At 36.8% G+C, this 20,154-nt stretch carries 14 protein-coding genes and 1 riboswitch; of the genes, 4 read left to right on the top strand and 10 right to left on the bottom strand.

The genetic code is table 11. From position 1 onward, the window contains the following. Positions 1-2: 2 nt before the first annotated feature. On the bottom strand, positions 3-821 hold the full coding sequence (locus ACFIKI_RS06720; RefSeq protein ID WP_375666455.1) for a MetQ/NlpA family ABC transporter substrate-binding protein: 819 nt from the start codon (positions 819-821) through the stop codon (positions 3-5). A gap of 495 nt (positions 822-1,316) precedes the next feature. On the opposite strand from ACFIKI_RS06720, the gene ACFIKI_RS06725 reads away from it, so the two are divergent. Further along, positions 1,317-1,955, top strand: coding sequence for an SH3 domain-containing protein (locus ACFIKI_RS06725; RefSeq protein WP_375666456.1), 639 nt, complete (start codon positions 1,317-1,319; stop codon positions 1,953-1,955). Positions 1,956-2,274: 319 nt separating this feature from the next. Here ACFIKI_RS06725 and ACFIKI_RS06730 read toward each other — a convergent pair whose 3' ends face one another. From ACFIKI_RS06730 to ACFIKI_RS06740, 3 genes are all read right to left on the bottom strand, one after another. Then, entirely contained in the window at positions 2,275-3,306 is a 1,032-nt protein-coding gene (locus ACFIKI_RS06730) for an aspartate-semialdehyde dehydrogenase (protein WP_375666457.1), read from the bottom strand. A gap of 1,215 nt (positions 3,307-4,521) precedes the next feature. Then, positions 4,522-4,728 carry a Trm112 family protein gene (locus ACFIKI_RS06735; RefSeq protein ID WP_273791466.1) on the bottom strand — a complete coding sequence of 69 codons (207 nt, stop codon included), beginning with the start codon at positions 4,726-4,728 and terminating at the stop codon, positions 4,522-4,524. Positions 4,729-4,741: 13 nt separating this feature from the next. Next, positions 4,742-5,404, bottom strand: coding sequence for an LON peptidase substrate-binding domain-containing protein (locus ACFIKI_RS06740; protein WP_375666459.1), 663 nt, complete (start codon positions 5,402-5,404; stop codon positions 4,742-4,744). Between the two features lie 446 nt (positions 5,405-5,850). After that, positions 5,851-5,948: riboswitch (glycine riboswitch) on the top strand. 136 nt (positions 5,949-6,084) lie between these two features. Here ACFIKI_RS06740 and gcvT point away from each other — a divergent pair. Genes gcvT through gcvP form a run of 3 tightly spaced genes read left to right on the top strand, consistent with a single transcriptional unit; the run spans position 6,085 to position 10,373 of the window. Continuing rightward, positions 6,085-7,197 (top strand): glycine cleavage system aminomethyltransferase GcvT, encoded by a 1,113-nt coding sequence (gcvT, locus tag ACFIKI_RS06745; RefSeq protein WP_375666460.1) that lies wholly within the window; start codon positions 6,085-6,087, stop codon positions 7,195-7,197. Positions 7,198-7,203: 6 nt separating this feature from the next. Further along, positions 7,204-7,572 (top strand): glycine cleavage system protein GcvH, encoded by a 369-nt coding sequence (gcvH, locus tag ACFIKI_RS06750; protein WP_375616693.1) that lies wholly within the window; start codon positions 7,204-7,206, stop codon positions 7,570-7,572. 5 nt (positions 7,573-7,577) lie between these two features. Continuing rightward, positions 7,578-10,373, top strand: coding sequence for an aminomethyl-transferring glycine dehydrogenase (gcvP, locus tag ACFIKI_RS06755; RefSeq protein WP_375666468.1), 2,796 nt, complete (start codon positions 7,578-7,580; stop codon positions 10,371-10,373). 1,644 nt (positions 10,374-12,017) lie between these two features. Here the strand turns inward: gcvP and alr are convergent. The 6 genes from alr to ACFIKI_RS06785 form a co-directional block, all read right to left on the bottom strand. Then, positions 12,018-13,133 carry an alanine racemase gene (alr, locus tag ACFIKI_RS06760; protein WP_375623899.1) on the bottom strand — a complete coding sequence of 372 codons (1,116 nt, stop codon included), beginning with the start codon at positions 13,131-13,133 and terminating at the stop codon, positions 12,018-12,020. 682 nt (positions 13,134-13,815) lie between these two features. Further along, complete coding sequence (locus ACFIKI_RS06765) at positions 13,816-14,148, bottom strand: helix-turn-helix domain-containing protein (RefSeq protein WP_375666462.1); 333 nt, start codon at positions 14,146-14,148, stop codon at positions 13,816-13,818. 744 nt (positions 14,149-14,892) lie between these two features. Beyond that, positions 14,893-15,648, bottom strand: a complete 756-nt coding sequence (locus ACFIKI_RS06770; protein ID WP_375666463.1) for a hypothetical protein — start codon at positions 15,646-15,648, stop codon at positions 14,893-14,895. Between the two features lie 1,421 nt (positions 15,649-17,069). Beyond that, a complete protein-coding gene (locus ACFIKI_RS06775; protein WP_375666464.1) occupies positions 17,070-17,342 on the bottom strand; it encodes a type II toxin-antitoxin system YafQ family toxin in 273 nt (90 codons plus the stop codon). A gap of 1 nt (position 17,343) precedes the next feature. After that, positions 17,344-17,601 carry a type II toxin-antitoxin system RelB/DinJ family antitoxin gene (locus ACFIKI_RS06780; protein WP_012230893.1) on the bottom strand — a complete coding sequence of 86 codons (258 nt, stop codon included), beginning with the start codon at positions 17,599-17,601 and terminating at the stop codon, positions 17,344-17,346. Positions 17,602-17,892: 291 nt separating this feature from the next. Further along, positions 17,893-20,154: type ISP restriction/modification enzyme (locus ACFIKI_RS06785; RefSeq protein WP_375666466.1), on the bottom strand; the 2,262-nt coding region annotated here is incomplete at its 5' end.

A 20,154-nucleotide genomic window follows, 5' to 3' on the forward strand; every position in this document is an offset into this window, starting at 1 on the left:
AATTACCAAGATGTTTGGGCGGTATTGCCAAAAATCTCTTTGATTTTTGCACGGATAAGATCGTTGTTGTAAGCGGCAACTAATTTTTTAACCCATGGTTCATCTTTTTCGCTCGTGCGTACAACGATGATATTATCATAAGGGTTATTTTTTGCGCTCTCCCATGCAACCACATCTTTTTCAAAACTTAATCCAGAAACAATAGCCCAGTTTGTGTTTATAATTGCAAGATCAAAATCGTCAATAGCTCGCCCTAACATACCGGCATCGAGCTCACGAATTTGCAGGTTTTTAGGATTTTCGATAATATCAAGTGGAGATGCAAGAATATTATGAGGATCTTTTAATTTAATGAGACCTAAAGAATTGAGAAGAAGTAAGGCTCTTCCACCATTAGATGGGTCGTTCGGAATACCAACATGTGCACCATCACGAAGATCTTTTAAGTCTTTTATTTTGTGTGAATAAACACCGATTGGAGCAATAAATGTATAGCCGACAATTGAAAGTTTATAGCCACGTTGTTTCATTTGTTCATTAAGATAAGGGGCGTGCTGAAAAGCATTCGCATCGATCTCTCCTGCGTTAACAGCGTCATTAGGCAAAGCGTAATCAGAAAAATAAACGAGTTCAATATCTAAACCGACTTTTTTAGCCTGTTCAGCAGCAGTTTTCCAAATAATCGCATCCCGCCCCTCCATAATACCAAGTTTGATTTTTGATTTGTCTGTAGCCATGACAAAAACCGTAGATAAAAAAAGAGCAAAGAGAGAGAGGAATAATCCTATAACCCGACTACGAGAAAAAAAATTTAATGTCATGTGCTTTTAACTTTCTTTTACAGGAGATTTTTTGAGGGAAGTTTCAATATACTCTGTATTTTTTTAGGCAGATTTAAAGTTATACAAGCTTTAGAGAATATTCAATCACTTTTATTTTTAAAAGAGTATTATTTTTCCTTCTATTTTAGTTGTTTTGGGGGCTGATCATCATTTGTTCATAGAAACTCAGGCAATTAATTCTTTTATTGCAATCATTTATTGAGGGAACCAATGACACTTAAAAAACTTCTTTAAGGGACGATTGGTTGAAGAACCGGACAATCAGATGATGCTTTAGCCGTAAATTCATGAAGAACATACTGCGCAATCAAGATCAAAAGTCCGTGTTCGTGTAGGCGATAAAGAGAGATTTTATTGCACTGTTATAGGGGCTTTTTGGGGGGAATAAAGGTGATGATCATTGGATTTAAACGCGGCAAACTTTTGCAAAGGCGAATTTTTGTCCTTCACATATTTTAGAGAGGAAGAAAAATAATGTTAAGAAAGAAACTTTTATCAACAACAATGATTTTATGGGCTTTGGGAGCGTCAGGGGTGGCTGTGACTGCTTTTCACGCGGAAGCTGGAACCATTACAGGAACAGTTGCTCGTGTTGCATCAGGTCAGCTATCTTTACGCACAGGTCCTGCGACAGCTTATAAAGTTATCACAATGGTTCCAATGGGAGCAAAAGTGCAAATTTATGGCTGCCTATCCAATAAAGCTTGGTGTTCCCTTGGTTATCACGGAAAAGTTGGTTGGGCATCTGCACGTTACGTCAATGTTAACGATGTTCCTACCATTGCTTTTAAAAAGATGCCTGTAAAATCAAACTTCATGGTAAAATCGCCAAAAGAAAAAGTAAAACAGGCTGTTTCCAACTTTAAAGCTCTTCCGGCGATGCAAAAAACACGGAAAAATATGCAAAAACTATACAGAACAGATATGATTATCGATTCTACAGGTGTTAAAAAAAGGGATGAACGAACAATTTTAAATCCGTCGCCAAAAGCACAAGGCGTTTCTGTAAAACACGTGAATGCTTATAATCCCTTCTTTCCTGATAATGTCAATTACAAAAATTTTGAACGGAATGAAACACGTTACCGTGTTGTGACCTATCCTGCTCGATAAGGGTAAAGTTAATTTCACAACCGGAATGACAAAAAGGATCAGCAGCATGAAGCAGAAAATGCTTTATGCTGTTGATCCTGGTGTTCCGTAAAGCGGGATCAAGGTGGTCATTGGTGCAAACTCCTTCAAAAATGCGATTGTGTTCATATCGGTGTAGAGAGATTTTCCTTTTTTAAGGGAGAGAGAGCTAAGAATATTCAGGGTAGAATTTGCCAACGCTTCGAAATAATACCCTTTCAAGATGGTGTTAGATGGAAGATATTAAAAAGCCGGACTTTTGACAGACCGGCTAGGGCTCTTTGTCCTTTCGGACAGGGCGTTAATTTGCCGACTTAGGCTTTATCAAATTACGAGAAATGAGCAATTCAGCAATTTGAACGGCATTCAATGCTGCTCCTTTTCTTAAATTATCGGCGACAACCCAGAAAGCTAAACCATTTTCAACGGTGATATCTTCACGAACACGACTAATAAAGGTATCATCTTCTCCGGTACATTCATAAGGGGTGGTATAGCCACCATCTTCGTGTTTATCGATAAGCTGACAGCCGGGTGCATCGCGTAGGAGCGCTTGTGCTTCAGATGCGCTTAGTGGTTTTTCAAATTCAACATGGACGGCTTCGGCATGACCGATAAAGACAGGGACCCGAACAGCAGTGGCCGTTAATTTAATTTTTGGATCGAGAATTTTCTTCGTCTCGACCGTCATTTTCCATTCTTCTTTTGTGTAACCATCTTCCATAAAAACATCGATATGAGGAATGACATTAAAGGCAATGCGTTTAGTGAATTTTTTTGATGTAATTGGGTCAGCAACAAAAACTGCGCGTGATTGTTCGAAAAGTTCGTCCATCCCTGCTTTACCAGCTCCAGAAACCGATTGATATGTAGAGACAACAACACGTTTAATGATTGCAGCATCATGGAGAGGTTTTAAAGCTAAGACCAGTTGAATTGTTGAACAATTAGGATTTGCTATAATATTACGCTTAGAAAAGGCATTTATAGCTTCGCCATTGACTTCAGGGACGATCAACGGAACATTGGCATCATAGCGCCATGTGGAGGAATTATCGATGACGACACAGCCAGCAGCAGCGATTTTAGGGGCGTATTCTTTGGAAATGCTCCCTCCTGCAGACATAAGACAAAAATCTGTGTCAGAAAAATCATAAGTATCTAGTGCTTTTACTTTTAAAGTTTTATCTCCATAAGAAACTTCTTGTCCTAATGAACGTCGTGATGCTAGAGGGACAATTTCATGGGCAGGAAAACCTCGTTCTTCTAAAATTGTAAGCATTTCACGACCAACATTTCCGGTTGCGCCGACAATTGCAACTTTAAAACTCATTTTCTATATACTCCTCATGTCTCTCCAAGTTTATTCCCCGTGCTATACTCAGGAGAGAGTGAGTTGGTCAAGGAACATCATTAAATTATATTTTTGATTTTCAACAACTCAATTTTATGCACACCAATCATCATCGTTAGTACAATAAATTGTTTTATTTCAAATGATACGTCTTTTTTAATCTTTCAGAATTGAAAAAATTGAATATTTTACGCTAAACTATTATCTCTTTAGAAAACACTTTAATTAAGTGAATTTCTTATCTTCTGTCAATTGTTTACCTTCTCACTTTTGAATTTTTTGAGGATGGTATTACCTATCGCGTTTGTGGAATCTTTTAATACTTTATCTATTAATTGTTGAATTATTTAATTTTCTCCCTATGCCTTTAAAAGCGAAGCTTCCTATTACAGTCTGTAAACAGCTAGATTCTAGTGGCTTCCCATTTTTCACTTAAACTAAAGGCTTAACAAGCAAGCTTAAAAAATATTTTAAAAGATATTGGGTATCTAAAAAACATTTGAATGTTTTAAGGAGGTATGCGTGCTTCATGCCCTCATATCTTATATGATAGAATTTATGGCACAACAGAATAAACTTAAGTAATCCATTATATAAATAAATTTTTATGAAAGTTATATATATTTTTTTTCGTGTCTATTTTTTACTTTAATTCTATTATGCTATAAAATATCAGTATTTGGAGTATGGTGGTATAAGATCTTTAAGCTTTTTCGATATATTTAAGTGTTTTTTTAGTGTGTGGGAATATTTTTAGGCTTGTTTGGAAAGCCTTTTGTTTAAGTGAGTTATGTGAGTGGAAAGCCGTTGGATACTCACATATTTACGTTTAATAAAAGAACAAGTGAGCACCATTATACATTTTTCCAGCACACAATGTCGTTACAGCTTTTGGTATGTGAGACGATTCAATAAGAGGTATGCCTTTTTGTACATTTTTACTCACACGCCAACTTTGCTTGTAATGTGCAAACAAGAGATTTTGATTGATTCAATATAGAACACGTTTAAAATGAGAGAATCTGATGATATTTTTGGCTTTTATTACAAGATGTAAAGCGATATAAATATCTTTTAAATCAGTGTATTGCTATATTGTAAAACTCTTTTTTCAGAAATCGTAAATATTGAGATATCATATTGATAGAGGATTGATAACAGTGGGCTTGTAGAGGGAAATTGCATGAGGATTTTTTATTTTTTATGCGTTATTTCTTCATTGTTTTGCAAAGGGCGCGCTTCTGAGGCAAGCATAATGGGAACGCCATCACGAATAGGATAGGCAAGTTTGGCTTTGAGAGAAATGAGCTCTTGTGTTTTTCGGTTGAAAGAGAGCGTGCCTTTCGTCATTGGGCAGACGAGCAATTCGAGCATTTTGGGATCTGTGGTCATTTTTTTCATGTTTGGACATTCATTAGTTTAAGCGGTAATCTGTTCCTGTTTGTTTCATGAGCGAGCGTTCTGTTAATGCAAGAAGAGTTTGAGCACGGCTTTCGATATCTGGAGCTTCAAGGAGAGCTTGTTTTTCTGCTGGTGTAAAGGGGATAAGGGCTGAAAAAGCATTAACCAATATAGGCGTAGGGGCTTCTATGATGCTGCTCCAATTATATTCCATTTCATGGATGGTCAGATATTTTTCAACAACGTCGAGTAAGCTTTCTCGATTAATGCTTTCTTCAATATCAAATTCTTGTAAGTCTTTTATGTTTGATTGGATGAGAGCTGTTCGATAGGACTTTGTGTTTTTCAATTCTTGTTCTAAGGTGAAGCGGCAAACACCTTGTAAGATAATAAACAGTTGCCCATTTCCTGTTTCACTGTAGTTTGTAATGCGCCCTATACAGCCTGTTTTATAAAGTTGTGTAGAGAAGCGATTTGTATCCGATGAAAGTGGTTGAATAATGCCCAATAGACGATCAGTTACCATAACATTTTCAATCATTTCAAGTGATTCTGGTTCAAAAATGTTGAGTGATAAAAAACCACCGGGTAGTAAGAGTGCACCTTCTAAAGGAAAAAGAGCAATTTGCTTTGGAAGATCATTTTCGCAATTGTAAGAGATATTACCAGCTTTCATGAGTATTTTGTCACCTTTGTTCGGTAGTTTTAGTCTGTAGATAGTCGCAATTTATAACATTATTGAGAAAGCAGAAAACCCACTTCTTGTGCATTAAAATCATACTTATAAAATACTTGAAGTCCTTAATTCTAAAAAAGAATATGAAACCCTATCTTTAAGGTTGAACTGCGCGAGAAAGAATATTGCTTTGCGATCTTTTTAGTGTGTGACGTTTTGCATGATTTTCAAGAGGTATTTTTGTTTATGGCTTTTGATTTTTGTCTTAATTTTCCTAAAATGTGTTCCTTGCAATTTTTTAAGGTTCAAAAAGATACTATTATAAATCTTTTGAAGCTGCTTATGCAAGTTTTAAAATGAGAACATTTTCATCACTTTACTAATGACAGTGTGATAAAGATAGGCTATAGGTTAAAATATGCTGGAAAGAGCGTTATCGTTTCTTTCATTCTTTTGCGGGAGAGTGCAAATTGCAAATTTTCGCATTGCCGCCGAAGGGGAAATAGCCCATAATCTCTCAGGCTTTAAGGACCGTAAAAGGAAGAAGGCAGATCTGGAAAGTCGGGAAAACCCGCGCCGAAGGTGTAAGCGAAAGATCTTTTCGCGAGTCTCTCAGGTTGATGACAGAGGGGGCAGAGACGGCCATATTCTGTGGGCGTTAGCGCAGCTTTGGAGTTACTATGGGCACAGCACAAGAAACATCTTTTTTAAAAACACTTCCTTTATATGATTTGCATGAAAAAGCAGGAGCAAAATTTGGTGCTTTTGCGGGTTGGAACATGCCTTTAACTTATCCTCTTGGCGTTTTAAAAGAGCATCTTCATACGCGTGCGCATGCAGGACTTTTTGATATTTCTCATATGAAATTGATTGCGGTTGAAGGGGCACAAGCTGTGGAATTTTTGTCCTATGCTTTTCCTATTGATGCCGCAGCTTTAAAGATTGGACATTCACGGTATAATTATTTGCTTAATGAGCAGGCTGGTATTCTTGATGATCTTATCATTACCCGTTTGGAAGAGGGCCGTTTTATGTTGGTTGCCAATGCTGGGAATGCACAGGCTGATTTTGTAGAATTGGAAAAGCGTGCTGTTGATTTTGAATGTCAAGTGATTGCCCTTGAAAGGGTATTGCTTGCTCTTCAAGGTCCTGAAGCGGCAGCTGTTCTTGCTGATGCCGATTTACCAGGGAATGAATTGTTCTTTATGCAAGGATTCGAACCACAACAGGATTGGTTTATAACGCGTTCTGGTTATACGGGAGAGGATGGTTTTGAAATTGCTTTGCCTATAGGGCATGCGCATATGTTGGCTGAAAAATTGCTGAGTGATTCTCGGGTTGAGTGGATTGGACTGGCCGCACGAGATAGCTTGCGGTTGGAAGCAGGGCTGTGTTTGCATGGAAATGATATTACTCCTAATACGACACCTATTGATGCGGCTTTAACATGGGCTGTTCCTAAAAGTGTTCGAGAAAAAGCACAATTTTATGGTGCGAAGGCTTTTCTTGAAGCACTGCAAAAAGGACCTGCTCGTTGTCGTGTTGGATTAAAACCGCAAACGCGCCAACCTATTCGTGCCGGTGCGCTGCTTCTTGATGATCAAGGTAATGAGATTGGCGTTGTGACATCAGGTGGTTTTGGTCCTTCTTTTGAGGGACCTGTCGCGATGGGTTACGTTCCTGTTGATTTTAAAGTTGAAGGGACACAAGTCTTTACAGAACTGCGAGGCAAAAAGATTGTATTATCAGTTCATTCACTTCCCTTTGTTGAACAACGTTATTTTAAAGGATGATTTTTTATGTCTAAAACTTATTTTACACAAGACCATGAATGGCTTAGCGTTGAAGGACAAGTGGTGACTGTTGGGGTTACGCATTATGCGCAAGAGCAATTAGGGGATTTGGTTTTTGTTGATTTACCACAAAGTGGGACAAAACTCTCCAAAGGAGAGGCAGCGGCTGTTGTGGAATCAGTGAAGGCGGCTTCAGATGTTTATGCTCCTCTTGATGGTGAAGTGGTCGAAATAAATGAAGCCTTGGCTGATAATCCTGAACTGGTAAACCAGAAACCCGAAACAGAAGGCTGGTTATGGAAAATGACATTGCAGGATGAGACACAACTGGAGGGGTTGTTAGATAAAGATGCTTATAAGGCTTTGATTGGATGAGTACCATGATCGAGCGTTCTTTTTCTTCTCGACATATTGGGCTGCGTCCTGATGAAACACAAAAAATGCTTGATGTTTTAGAGCTTGATTGTGTTGAGACACTCATTTCTCAAGCTGTTCCACACTCTATCCATTTGGGACGTTCACTGAATCTTCCTGAGGCTGCTAGTGAAGGACAAGCCTTGGAAGAACTCTCCAAGATGATGGAGCGTAACCATGTGCACAAAAGTTTTATTGGGCAAGGATATCATGGAACTTATGTGCCTCCGGTTATTTTACGAAATCTGTTTGAAAATCCTGCTTGGTATACTGCTTATACGCCTTATCAAGCAGAAATTAGCCAGGGTCGTTTAGAGCTTTTGTTTTATTTTCAGACATTGGTTAGTGAACTAACAGGTTTGCCTGTTGCTGCTGCTTCCCTTCTTGATGAAGCAACTGCTTTAGCTGAAGCCAATGCCCTCGCTTTTCGCTTTTTCCGTGAGAAAAAAACAAAAATTTCTCTTCAGAGTCTTTTACATCCTCAGACTTTGAGTGTTGCGCAAACGCGTGCTGAAACACAAGGGATTCAGATTAGCCAAAATGGCGAAATTGATTCTGATACAGCGGCAATTGTTTTATCTTGGCCAGATACAAAAGGTTCTTTTCATGATTACAGTGAGATCATAAAAGAGGCAAAGGAAAAGGGAGCTTTCGTTATCGTTGTGGCTGATCCTTTAGCGCTTACCCTTCAGGAGCCACCGGCTCAATGGGGGGCAGATATCGTTGTTGGCTCTATGCAGCGTTATGGCGTTCCGATGGGATTTGGTGGTCCACATGCTGGTTACCTTGCTGTGAGTGATGCATTAACGCGTCTTATTCCAGGGCGTATTGTTGGTCAATCCGTGGATACCAAAGGACGCGTTGGTTTTCGTTTAGCTTTGCAAACACGTGAACAACATATTCGGCGCGATAAAGCGACGTCAAATATTTGTACAGCGCAGGCTTTGTTGGCTAATATGGCAACCGCTTATGCTGTTTGGCATGGGCCAAAAGGCTTACAAGAAATTGCGCAGCGAATTCATCATTTAACATGTCGTTTTGTTGCTGGTTTAGAAGCAGCAGGGGTTCATGTTGAAGGGAAGAGCTTTTTTGATTGTGTGAGTATTTCTGTTAAGGGAAAAGCGCAAGAAATTGCGCATCAAGCCAAAATAGGTGGGCGCCTTATTCGTGTTCTCGATGATGACACTATTGCAATCAATTTTGATGAATTATCGACAGAAGAAGATGCTGGTGCTTTAGCGCAGCTTTTTGGGGCACAGCTCGTTGATAAGGTTTCTCCACGACTCTTTGGAAAAAAACGGGATGCTGCTTTTCTTTCTCAGCCTTTTTTTCATGCGGTTCATTCAGAGACAGATATGATGCGCTTTTTGCGTCGTTTGGCGGATAAGGATTTGGCACTGGACCGTGCTATGATCCCTCTTGGTTCTTGTACAATGAAGCTTAATGCCGCGGCTGAATTGATGCCTGTAAGCTGGGCGAGCATGGCCAATATACACCCCTTTGTTTCACAAGAGGATGCAGCGGGTTATTTGGAGATGATCAACCAGTTAAATGCGTGGTTGTGTGAAATTACAGGATTTGCACAAGTTTCTTTTCAGCCAAATTCTGGTGCTCAAGGGGAATATGCTGGGCTTTTGGCTATCCGACGATATTACCAATCACGAGGAGAACATCAACGTACAGTTTGTCTTATTCCTGCATCTGCGCATGGTACCAATCCAGCTTCGGCCCATATGGCAGGGATGGAAGTCGTTGTGGTAAAATGTTTAAGCGATGGTGATGTTGATGTAGACGATCTCAAGATGAAAGCGCAATTGCATAAAGATAAATTGGCTGCTTTTATGATTACTTATCCTTCAACCCATGGTGTTTACGAGGAAAGCATTAAGGAAATTTGTTCTATTATTCATGAAAATGGCGGACAAGTTTATTTTGATGGTGCTAATCTCAATGCCCTTGTGGGGCTTGCTCGTCCTGCGGATATTGGCGCTGATGTTTGTCATATGAATCTTCATAAAACATTTGCTATTCCTCATGGTGGTGGTGGTCCTGGTATGGGACCAATTGGAGTTGCTGCGCATCTCAAACCATTCGTACCAGGTCATGAACAAGATGGGACAACGCATGCGGTTTCGGCTGCTCCTTATGGAAGTGCGTCTATTCTTGCGATTACATGGATGTATATTCGAATGATGGGGGCTGATGGCTTAAAATATGCAACACAAATAGCCATTTTAAATGCCAATTATATTGCTGCACGTCTTTCAGCCGCTTATTCCATTCTTTATCGGGGCAAGCATGGACGTGTTGCGCACGAATGTATTGTGGATACACGCGTGTTGAAAGAGCAGTATGGGGTGAGTGTTGATGATATTGCAAAACGTCTCATTGATTATGGATTCCATGCGCCCACGATGTCGTTTCCGGTTCCGGGAACTTTGATGATTGAGCCAACGGAATCAGAACCAAAAGCAGAGATTGATCGTTTTTGTGATGCTTTACTCTCTATTGCTGAAGAAGCCAAAAAAGTTGGGAATGGGGTTTGGCCAAAAGACAATAATCCATTGGTGAATGCCCCTCATACAGTGGCAGATACTTTAGATGATGCTTGGGTGCGACCCTATTCGCGACAAGAAGCTGCTTTTCCCAACAGTTCTCTTGATCCAGCTAATAAATATTGGCCTCCTGTATCGCGTATTGATAATGTCGCGGGAGACAGAATGCTCATTTGTTCGTGCCCGCCATTGGGAAACACCTATTAAATAAAAAATATATATTTAATTTGTTTATTTGCATGAACGAAAAAAGCCCACACATTTTGTGTGGGTTTTATGTTTATTGATCATGTTGCTATGGTGTTATTTGTCTATTTTCTAGAACTTTGCATTGTTTTTTTATAACATGAGAAAAATCGAAAAAGTCGACAAAAAAGCTGTGTTTTGTCGGCAATAGGCATGCTCTCTTTTGCTTTCTACCGTATGACATGGTTTTAGTGACTAGGCGGCATTGGTCTAGCCAGCTAATTCATATAAACGAGAGCGAAACCTACGGGGGATAGGTCACGTCTGTTGCATGTGTTGTGATATACTCCTTCTCACTAGGGTGACGACAACCGGTTGTAGAAAGAATAAAATCAATTTTAGTGTTTTTGATGATAAAGACACGCGAAACTCTGTTGTTGCATCTTTTCGAGTCAAGAATTGTCTAAATATTTCTCTTTAATCTGCTTTTTGTAAATATGACGCAAAAATATGTAAGAACACCTGTTAGAATGAGAAAACGCAAAGTCAAATGTATTATGGGTGTTTTTTACAAGGTGTCTTATAAAAAGCCAGCACATCTTTCCACTTCATTGCAGGTCAGTTTGTAACTTTACGGCACTGTTTTCCTAAGAGCCCGTGTGCTTTAGCTGTTGCCTGTAAATCAACATCCAAACTTAATGCAGCCACATGTTTTGAGTCAGAGATTGAGAAAAAAAGAGCTTTATGAGTCGTTCCAGCTTTTGTCTGTCAGATGAGGGCGAGGGGATTGCGTATTTCTGTTGACGTAACCTTTGAAACTGGAAGACAATCTCATTTTGGGAAAATGTAAAGCCGTAAAGGTAAAACTCAATCCTCAGTTTGACATCTCCTTTTAATTCAGCTTTACGGCTTTCAAAAGCATTTAAAGCAATGTTTTTTAAATAATGGGGATTACACATTGCTCCATATTTTTATTTATTGTGTTTTTTAGTGGGGGCACGATCCTCATGTGAAACAGAACGCTCCAAAAAGAATATTCTTGTGTTGTTAATTCACGTGTTTGTTTTAAAGAGACATTTCGCTCCCAATCCCATTTCGCGATGGCGCTTGTGAATGGTACAACGATAAATCTATTGAGAGCTCCCCAATCTTTATGCTCTATGAAGAAGGAAGTTGGCACTATCATACACTTTGCCAGTTTGTGGGTGCTGCTTACAGCCTTTGGTATTTGAGGCGGTTCATTAGAAGCATTATTCTTTTCTTAAATCATTTTTATCTACACATAGTCTAGGTTGTGGTATGCAAGCGAATGATTTTGATTGCTTCATTATATAAGGCTGAAATAAAAGAAGTTTACGATATTTAGTACTGTTATTCGATATGTCGAATTGCCAATTAACAGTTTGGCTTAATTGGGCTATTAATTTTAAAAAATTGGCAATATATTCTTTTTCGTTCATTTATGAAAGAAAGGCTAAGTTTTTGTATTTTGAGTGTAAGCCTCTTCTCTAAAACAATCCATCAATGTGTCTATTTTGAGATTTCTGTGAATGTACGGTGTCTATGATCATTCTATGCGATTGATTGTGGTAAAATCTTTCGTAAGAGCCTCCCTAAATTTCTAACATAATGATTTTTATTCAGTTTATTTCTTTAATAGTGTCTTTATGTGTAAATGTATTTATAGCGTGGTCCAAGAGACGTTAGAATTTCATTGGGAAGGGTGTTGGCATCTATAGATACTTTTTCAAGTGTTTGATGGGGGCCAATGAGTTCTACCCAGTCACCTGTTTGAGGTTTTTGATCAAGATCGGTCGTATCTACAATAATGGAATCCATAGAAACGCGTCCAACCATGGGCAGTTTGTGTCCATTGAAGTAAACTGCTCCTTTATTTGAAAGAGCACGGAGCCAGCCATCTGCATAGCCAATAGAAATGGTTGCAAGAGTACTTGGTCTGTTCGTTATAAAGCTTTCTCCATAACCAACAGGTGTGCCTACATCAACAACACGGTTTTGAAGAACTTGGGCTTCAAGTTTTAAAACAGGTTTTAGAAGGGATGTGTGTTTTTCTTGGGGGGCGACTCCGTAAAGTGCAATACCGGGGCGAACAAGATCAAAATAAAAATTTGATCCCAGAAAAATGCCTCCTGAATTGGCAAAGGAAGCTCTGCAGGTTGGCAATTGCGTAAGAGCAGTTTTGAAAGAAGTTAATTGGGCATAATTTGATGGGTGAGTATCATCTTCTCCGTTAGAAAGGTGACTAAGAATATATTTTATTTCTGCTTTTTCGAAAATTGTAGGGTGTTTGATGAGTTTTTGTAATTCTTTTTGATCCAGTCCTAATCGGTTCATATGGGTATCGATTTGAACAATTGCTGGAAATTTTTTATCTTTTTTTTGACAAATTTTTTGCCAATTTTCAATGGCATTCCAAGAATTTAGAACAGGAACAATACCAGATTGTGCGACAAACTCTTCTGCTGAGTGTGGGAGTCCATTCAGAAGAGAAATCGTGACATTTGATGGTAAAGTGCTTTTTAATTGGAGTGCTTCTCTGATTTGGGCAACAAAAAAAGTGCGACAACCAGCTTGATAAAGGGCAGGAGCAATTTTGTGAGCTCCTAATCCATAAGCATTTGCTTTTACAACTGCTGAACATTGTGTTGGAGATACACGTTTGGCTAAAGTGATATAATTGGAAACAATGGCACTGACGTCGACGGTTGCTACAGCTGTATAGAGTGATGTATTTATTTCATCATTAACGTATTTGTTCATTTTAAAAGCTTATCTGTGTTCGTGAAATACGGAGTTTTCTTTGATTATTTCATTGAGGTTCTTTACGATATAGGGAAAGGCTCTATTTGCTATGGTCAAAGTCATAAGGAGCTCATATTGGATTATGCACCATGAAAGTCATTTTGTTATGTAAAATGGTACTCTGGATATAAGAGATGTTTTAGTTCTATTTGTGTTGTTATCAATACGGTATCTTCTGATAATTTGTAAAACATAGATTTTTATTTTTTTACTTATTTTCTCTCGTTGAGGCATCTTAAAAAAGAAAGCATAAGTTATTGTATTGTATCATTTTGAAGAGTGCAATGTTAGACTGTTATTGCTGGTGTGATTGTTTTGATTAAATATTGCATTGGCTGCTTATGTAGAGAAGGTAAAATGATTAAATTAACCACGTTAAATCAATGCATTACAAGTTTTCTACCATGAGGGGAAAGGTCATTCATCTGTGCAATTTTGGATGTCGTCTCATGTACTTAAAATTATTTTTATTGAATGGAAAACAGTGTGTAAACACTTTTTGATACATTAAAAACTGTTGATTTAGAAAACTCGTTGATTTGGATATTATTTGTTTTCAAGATGGATTGGGTATCCAATATTTACTTTCTAGTGTTTGATTGGTTTTAAGTAAAATCAATTTTATCGCTTATAGAGCGCGTTAGACTCGCATGACAACGAAACCACCATCATAAAGGCGTGAAAGCAATATACTCACGCGTGATTCACTCCGAGAAATTTCCTTACTCAGACAGTAATTGCTTTTAAAAACGATAGGTACCCCACCTTTTTCAAAGGAAGCTATCGAAGCTGTACGCAATAAAGTCAAGAGAAGTTTTGCTTCTGTCTCTTTAATTAGCCCAGCCCTCTCTAATTTGTTAACCAGACCAATCAATTGACCACGACTTACCGAACCCATTTCAGCAGTTTCAGCTAATTCTCTATATTCTATATGATGCGCCCCTAACTTTCTTCTGGAAACTTTATTAACCATAATTTTAAAACCTCTCTATTGGAGGCAAAAAAAACGTTAAAAATATCCCGTTTCTACAAAATTTCTCTTGCAGAATGTATCACGATAAATTAAATTGAGAATTACTGTTTAATTTAATTCACCGTATTGTACGTAGTATTGTACGGATATTTTTAAAAGCCCTTCTGTTTCCGCAGTTGGGTTTTTATTTTTTTGCCATTATGTCTCCTTTTATTGTAACGACTCATATTTCTTAAAAAGCATGAGTAAGCGAAAGCTATATTAAAAGGAAAATATTTTCAATATGGTAAAGATTTTACAAACAAAGCTACCAAAACAAATTCTAGATAAAACCATAAGAAAATTTTATAATTCATTCTTATGATAAAAATGATAACTGCTTTTCATTTCATTTGAACGTTTACATGCGTTATAATATTTACATCATGATTTGCTTTTTATGATCTATTCATACATGGCTATTTTCTATAAAAAATGATCGATTAAATATTGAATCACGTATAAAAAAGGTGGATTAAAAGGCGGATTGAATTAAATTAAAAATTTTAATTCATTGATTTTATTATTTTTTTACACATTATATCTTGTCTCATTTAAATGCGATAAAGAGTTTGATTATTAAATACACGTGTCTCATTTGTGAGTGCAAACTTTTTTTGCATAGCACAATTCCTTTATAAAAAGATTTGAATTTTAGAATGAAATGTTTAAAGAGGGGCGCCCCCGCCGCGCCCGCGCCGTTATTTACGCAGCGTCTTTTAGTGACTGATTATCATCACAGATATCATTACGAATTTTTGAATGGCTATTAACCACGGCATTCCCATAAATTTTTACATTATGATCAATATTAGACTTCCCATAAACCTTGGCATTTTCATAAATTCTTGCAAAGGACCCCACACGCGCCGAGCCAGAAACCTTGGCATCATCATAAATACTTGCAAAACTCTTAATCCAAGCATTACAAAAAACATGCGCATTGCCATAAATACACGCCCCCCCATAAATGCGTGATTTACCATAGACATGGGAATTCCCATAGACAAAGCCACTCACATGGGCATTTTCATATACACGCGCATTATCATAAATATGTGCACTAGGAGAAACATTAACATGATCACAAACCATGGCATTACCATAAACATACCCACAAACCCTAGCATTGTTACTAATTTTTGCATTGTCATAAATGCTAGCATCTTTACCAAATACCCATGCCTTATCATCAATCACGGCATTCCCATAAATTTTAGCTTCTCTAGCAATAATGGCATCATGACGTATTTTTGCATTCTCAGAAACGACGGCATTGCAAAAAACGGTAGCATTATCGTAAACCCAGCAATTCCCATCATGGGATAAGTTACTTTCATTTTCAATAAAGCCGCCGAGGTCCCCCGCTTTAATATCATCAAAATCTCTTAGAGCACGAATGCGATATACAGTAATCCCTTCAAAAGTATGATTTTCATTAGTAAATTCGTATTTTTTCATTGGAATATTTCCTAGTAGTTTACAAAGTTTTCAATTGACGCGCTATAAAGGCGCCGGGCGTTGAAAACACGGCTACTAGTCCGTCGGCATGCTTTCCCTATAAAGGTTTTATATAGCATGACCACACCCGACAAAGTCATCATATATGCTAATTAAAGCATAAAAGATAGCCAGTTTTTAAAGACTTTGGAAAGGCTGTATCGTAACCTTTTCGCTAGTAGTTTTAGTGTTTTCATCACTTGAGTATTTGTATAACAAAATACGTATTTATTGTCAAATAATATTTTATCTTTTTTGATATTTTTTTATATTTTTTAAATACGTTATGTATTGATAATATCTTATGCCTATTAATTGCTTCTTTTATATTTATGTGCTTTTAAAGCTATATTACGGGCTTTGTGAAACGATTGCGTATTTTCTGAATCTATACATTTATAATATTTAGAAACGCTCTCATAATGCGTATTTTTATCTTTATAACCTATCTGTTTTTTTACTAAATGAATTTTAATTTTTTTGTGAAATTTGTTTATAACGCATTTATCATTTGAATTATCTTAATAGGCACCGCGCTCTTATAACCAATGCATTAATTTGCATTTTTGCTTTATTCAAACAAAGCTACTGTTTTTACGCATTCTTTATAACTGTTATATGCTTTATAGCCATGGCATCATTTTTCATTTTCATAAGAGAAACGATAAATAGGATAATTGTGATTTATTGCCTGTTATGAAAATATCTAAAGAGAGATTGATAATTATAGAGATTAGCAAAATCCCTTTTAATAGGCTTTTATCATTTTGATTAGTTCTTTTTAAAAGATAAAGTTATATTTTTAGTGAGTGATTAAAGCGTGTCTTATGAAAAGCATATGAAAGTAAAAACTGATTACGTTATCAAAATCCCTTTTATGAATTTTAATCAGTTCTTTTTAATAGATAACCTTATGATTTTAGTGAGTGATTAAAATGTGCTTTATGAAAAGCATATGATCCTTTAAAACCTTTCAAAAGATAGCTTGTAATTCATAAGAAGTGCTATCAAGATCATTATAGTTATGAGTTTAGAGGGTTTTGAAGGTTTTGAGGGTTCCTTTTACGCCCCTTTATATATTTTTTTCAATCAAAAAATAAAAGTTATTATATTTCAATATGTTAATGTTTTAAAGAAACAGCCTATGTTAAATATAACATGTAAATACAATCTATAGTATACATTTAAGAGGGTTTTGAAGGGGTTTTGAGAGTTTTAGGAACTTTCAAAACCTATAAGCAAAATGAATACATATAACCCTCTTTAAACAAAACTTTTGAAAAGGATAAAGTTATCATTTTAGATTACGATATAATCTTTTAAATGTAAAAAAAATCTAATTATGTAGAGAAAAGTTAGAGTATTTTTAACTTTTCATATAATTAGTCTTTGAAAAGGTCAGAATGAGTTCCTGTACGAATAAGATGTAATTTATCTCCTTCTATTCTATAAATAAGCAGCCAATCTGGTTCGATATGAATATCATGATATCCTATCCAATCGCCTTTTAGTGGATGATCACAGTAATGTCTTGGTAATGGCTTTTCCTCAATTAGAAGACTCAATAGTGTACGCAGCTTATTCATATTTTTACCGCGTTTTTCCGCTTTGCGCACATCACGTTTAAATTGTCTTGAGCGGACGGGTATTAGCATATTAAATGCCTAAGTCCTTAAAAAGGGCATCAGCGTTTTTAAATGTCTTACCTTTACCTTCATCTAATTCCTTTATAGCTTTACGTGTAACACTATTAGGTACTTTAAGATCAAAAGGCAAACAACCTTCTTCAGCGACACGCAAAAATGTTATGCGGATAAGATCTGATGCACTTAATCCCATACGTTCTAAAGTAATCATCGCTTGTTTTTTCATTTCAGCAGGAATGCGAGCACGAACAACAGAATCGGTTTTCATGATTGGTACCTCCATTCATAGTTTTTATTATAATGTAGCTACATTGTAGCCTCAAATCAACTTTTTTAAAATTCAAAACCTTTTGGACAGCAGGTATGGCAAAAAAACTCCACTAAAAGAATCTTTGATTTGCAATAATTAAGAGGAATGTTGCTAAATCCTATTCTCTTAACTTTATTTTGTTATCCGTCATAGTAAAGAAGATTTTATGTAAGCAACTTAACAAGAGAGGTATAGAGTACCCTATACCCCTTATAAAGTTAACATACCTATCATGTGAGCATGGCAAGTCTATTCAGTTTCTCTTAATACCAAATTTGGTAAGTTTTTTACGATTTTCATTGTCTCTAAACTTACGGTAATAACCCTTTGAAACAACTCCAATGGGTAAGCAGGGTTGCCAACGGTTTCAACAGCATAGCGATTAGCATCATTCACAATACCACTCTTTTTATCAGTCTTAACGCATTGACGCTCCATAACCCATTCAAGAGCGGGTCTACCATTTACGATATACTCATAAGCTTCAAGAGGGATATCTGTTATGGTAATATTGTTATTATAAATAACAGTTGATTTATCCTTTTCGGATTTTCCTTTCTCTTTAGCTGCTTTTGCGAATTTCATTTCAGTTACATAATAGAATTTTTCGGGATTAGAGATCTTTGTTAATTTTGGATTACCCTTTTTAAAGGTTACTGGATAAGGCTCTACATCTTCATAATTCACGTGCAAATGACCCAATTCACGCCCTGCTGTTACAAATTTCCAAAAATCACCAGCACTTTTAACACAAGGAATACGAGGCAATTCTTTACATAAATTATCCGCATAACGGGCACGATAATCTTCCGAATGTAAAAGACCGTAAACGTAATAAAAGATGTCTTCTTTTGTTATAGTCTCATTAGGATAAGCAGCTTTAAAATGCGCTAGCCCCTCATCAGTAATGGCATCACGAACTTTCTTTTGTGCATCTGTAGTAAATAAGCTATGGTCGTGAGTTTTTTTATAATTAGAACATAATAGAAGCGGATAGCATCTTGCTGTTTCTAATGTAGCATAGTTAATTGGTTTATTTGTCATGAGACATGAAAAATCTGATCGATTTCCTATGCCCGAAACACAAATCCCAAGATTATCAGGCATATCTGGATTAAAAAACTGATGTGTTTGTCCTAACATGTCATTAAGAAATGATGATGTATAATGCCACATTGTTACAAACGGACTATAGAGAGCAGGAACTGTTAGATGGGGTTCAAAGATTGCATCATCTCCCCGTTTTAAACGAGAAATAAGAGTATCCGTCCAACTAATTTTGGTAGCATCATAATCAATAATATTTTTTACAGATATAGATGGGTTTTCACTAACAAGACGTTTTTGTTCATTAAAAAATTTAATCGTTTTTTGAATAGAGGTACTTAGTGCGTTATTCGAAAAATTACAAACCCAAGAATCACGAGTTGATTTTATACCAAGCGATACTTCCTCAAATAACTTAGCATCTATTGGGGTATTCCTATTCCCCATAGGTATGAATTGATCAAAATCAGCAACTCTTTGCTTTATCCAATCACCATGTTTATCTGGTGTAATTATTTGCCAACCTTTTTTGCTTCGTGTAATGCCATCAATGCTCCTAAATTTTTCAATTATCGTGAGCTTTTCTTCTCTATTGAGATAGTCTCCAATATCACGAAAATATATCTTGCCATGCTGTTGTGAATTTGGATTTTTTACGAGAATAGAGATAGCTATAGGGGCACGAGAGCCTTCACCAAAAATCCCACCACTTTCTTTCTTACGTTGTTCTCCAGAAGTCCGCGCATTTCCCCGCAAATGGAAAATATAAAGGCTGCTAAATTCTTCAACAAGGCACTTGCGTAAACCATCCATAGAACTTCCATTGATAAAGCTTGCATTTGTGACAAAGCCGATTACCCCAGCATTATCAATACGGTCACTAGCCCAACGAATGGCACGGATATAACTATCATAAAGTTTGTTCCGATTTATAATTTTTGTTGATTTCAATATATATTTTTCACGGATACGTTCATCTAATATGGGGTAAGATGTATTCGGATTATTATCATTCTCACTTCTTTGACCTGTTGAATAAGGAGGGTTACCAAAGATAACTTTGATGTTTAGATTTTTCTGATGTTCTAAATATTCACTGTTTTCTTTAAATAATTCCTGTAGCAGGTTCTTCTCTTCAAGCATCTGAAACGTATCAGTCAAACCAATATGCTTAAAGGGAATATACTCACCTTTCATCAAACTATGATAAGTCGATTCAATGTTAATCGCTGCTATGTAATAGGCAAGCAAAACAATTTCATTGGCATGAATATCATGACGGAATTTATATTCCATATCCTCTGGTTTGATGAGATCTGATTGTAACAGCCGCGTGATAAAAGTACCCGTTCCGGTGAAAGGATCAAGGATAGAAACACCCCGTGACCCCAAGCTTTTGCCAAATTCATTCCGCAACACATCATCAACAGAATGAATGATAAAATCCACGACCTCAACGGGGGT

This window comes from Bartonella sp. TT121SHDZB (genome assembly GCF_042193415.1).
Lineage (GTDB): Bacteria > Pseudomonadota > Alphaproteobacteria > Rhizobiales > Rhizobiaceae > Bartonella.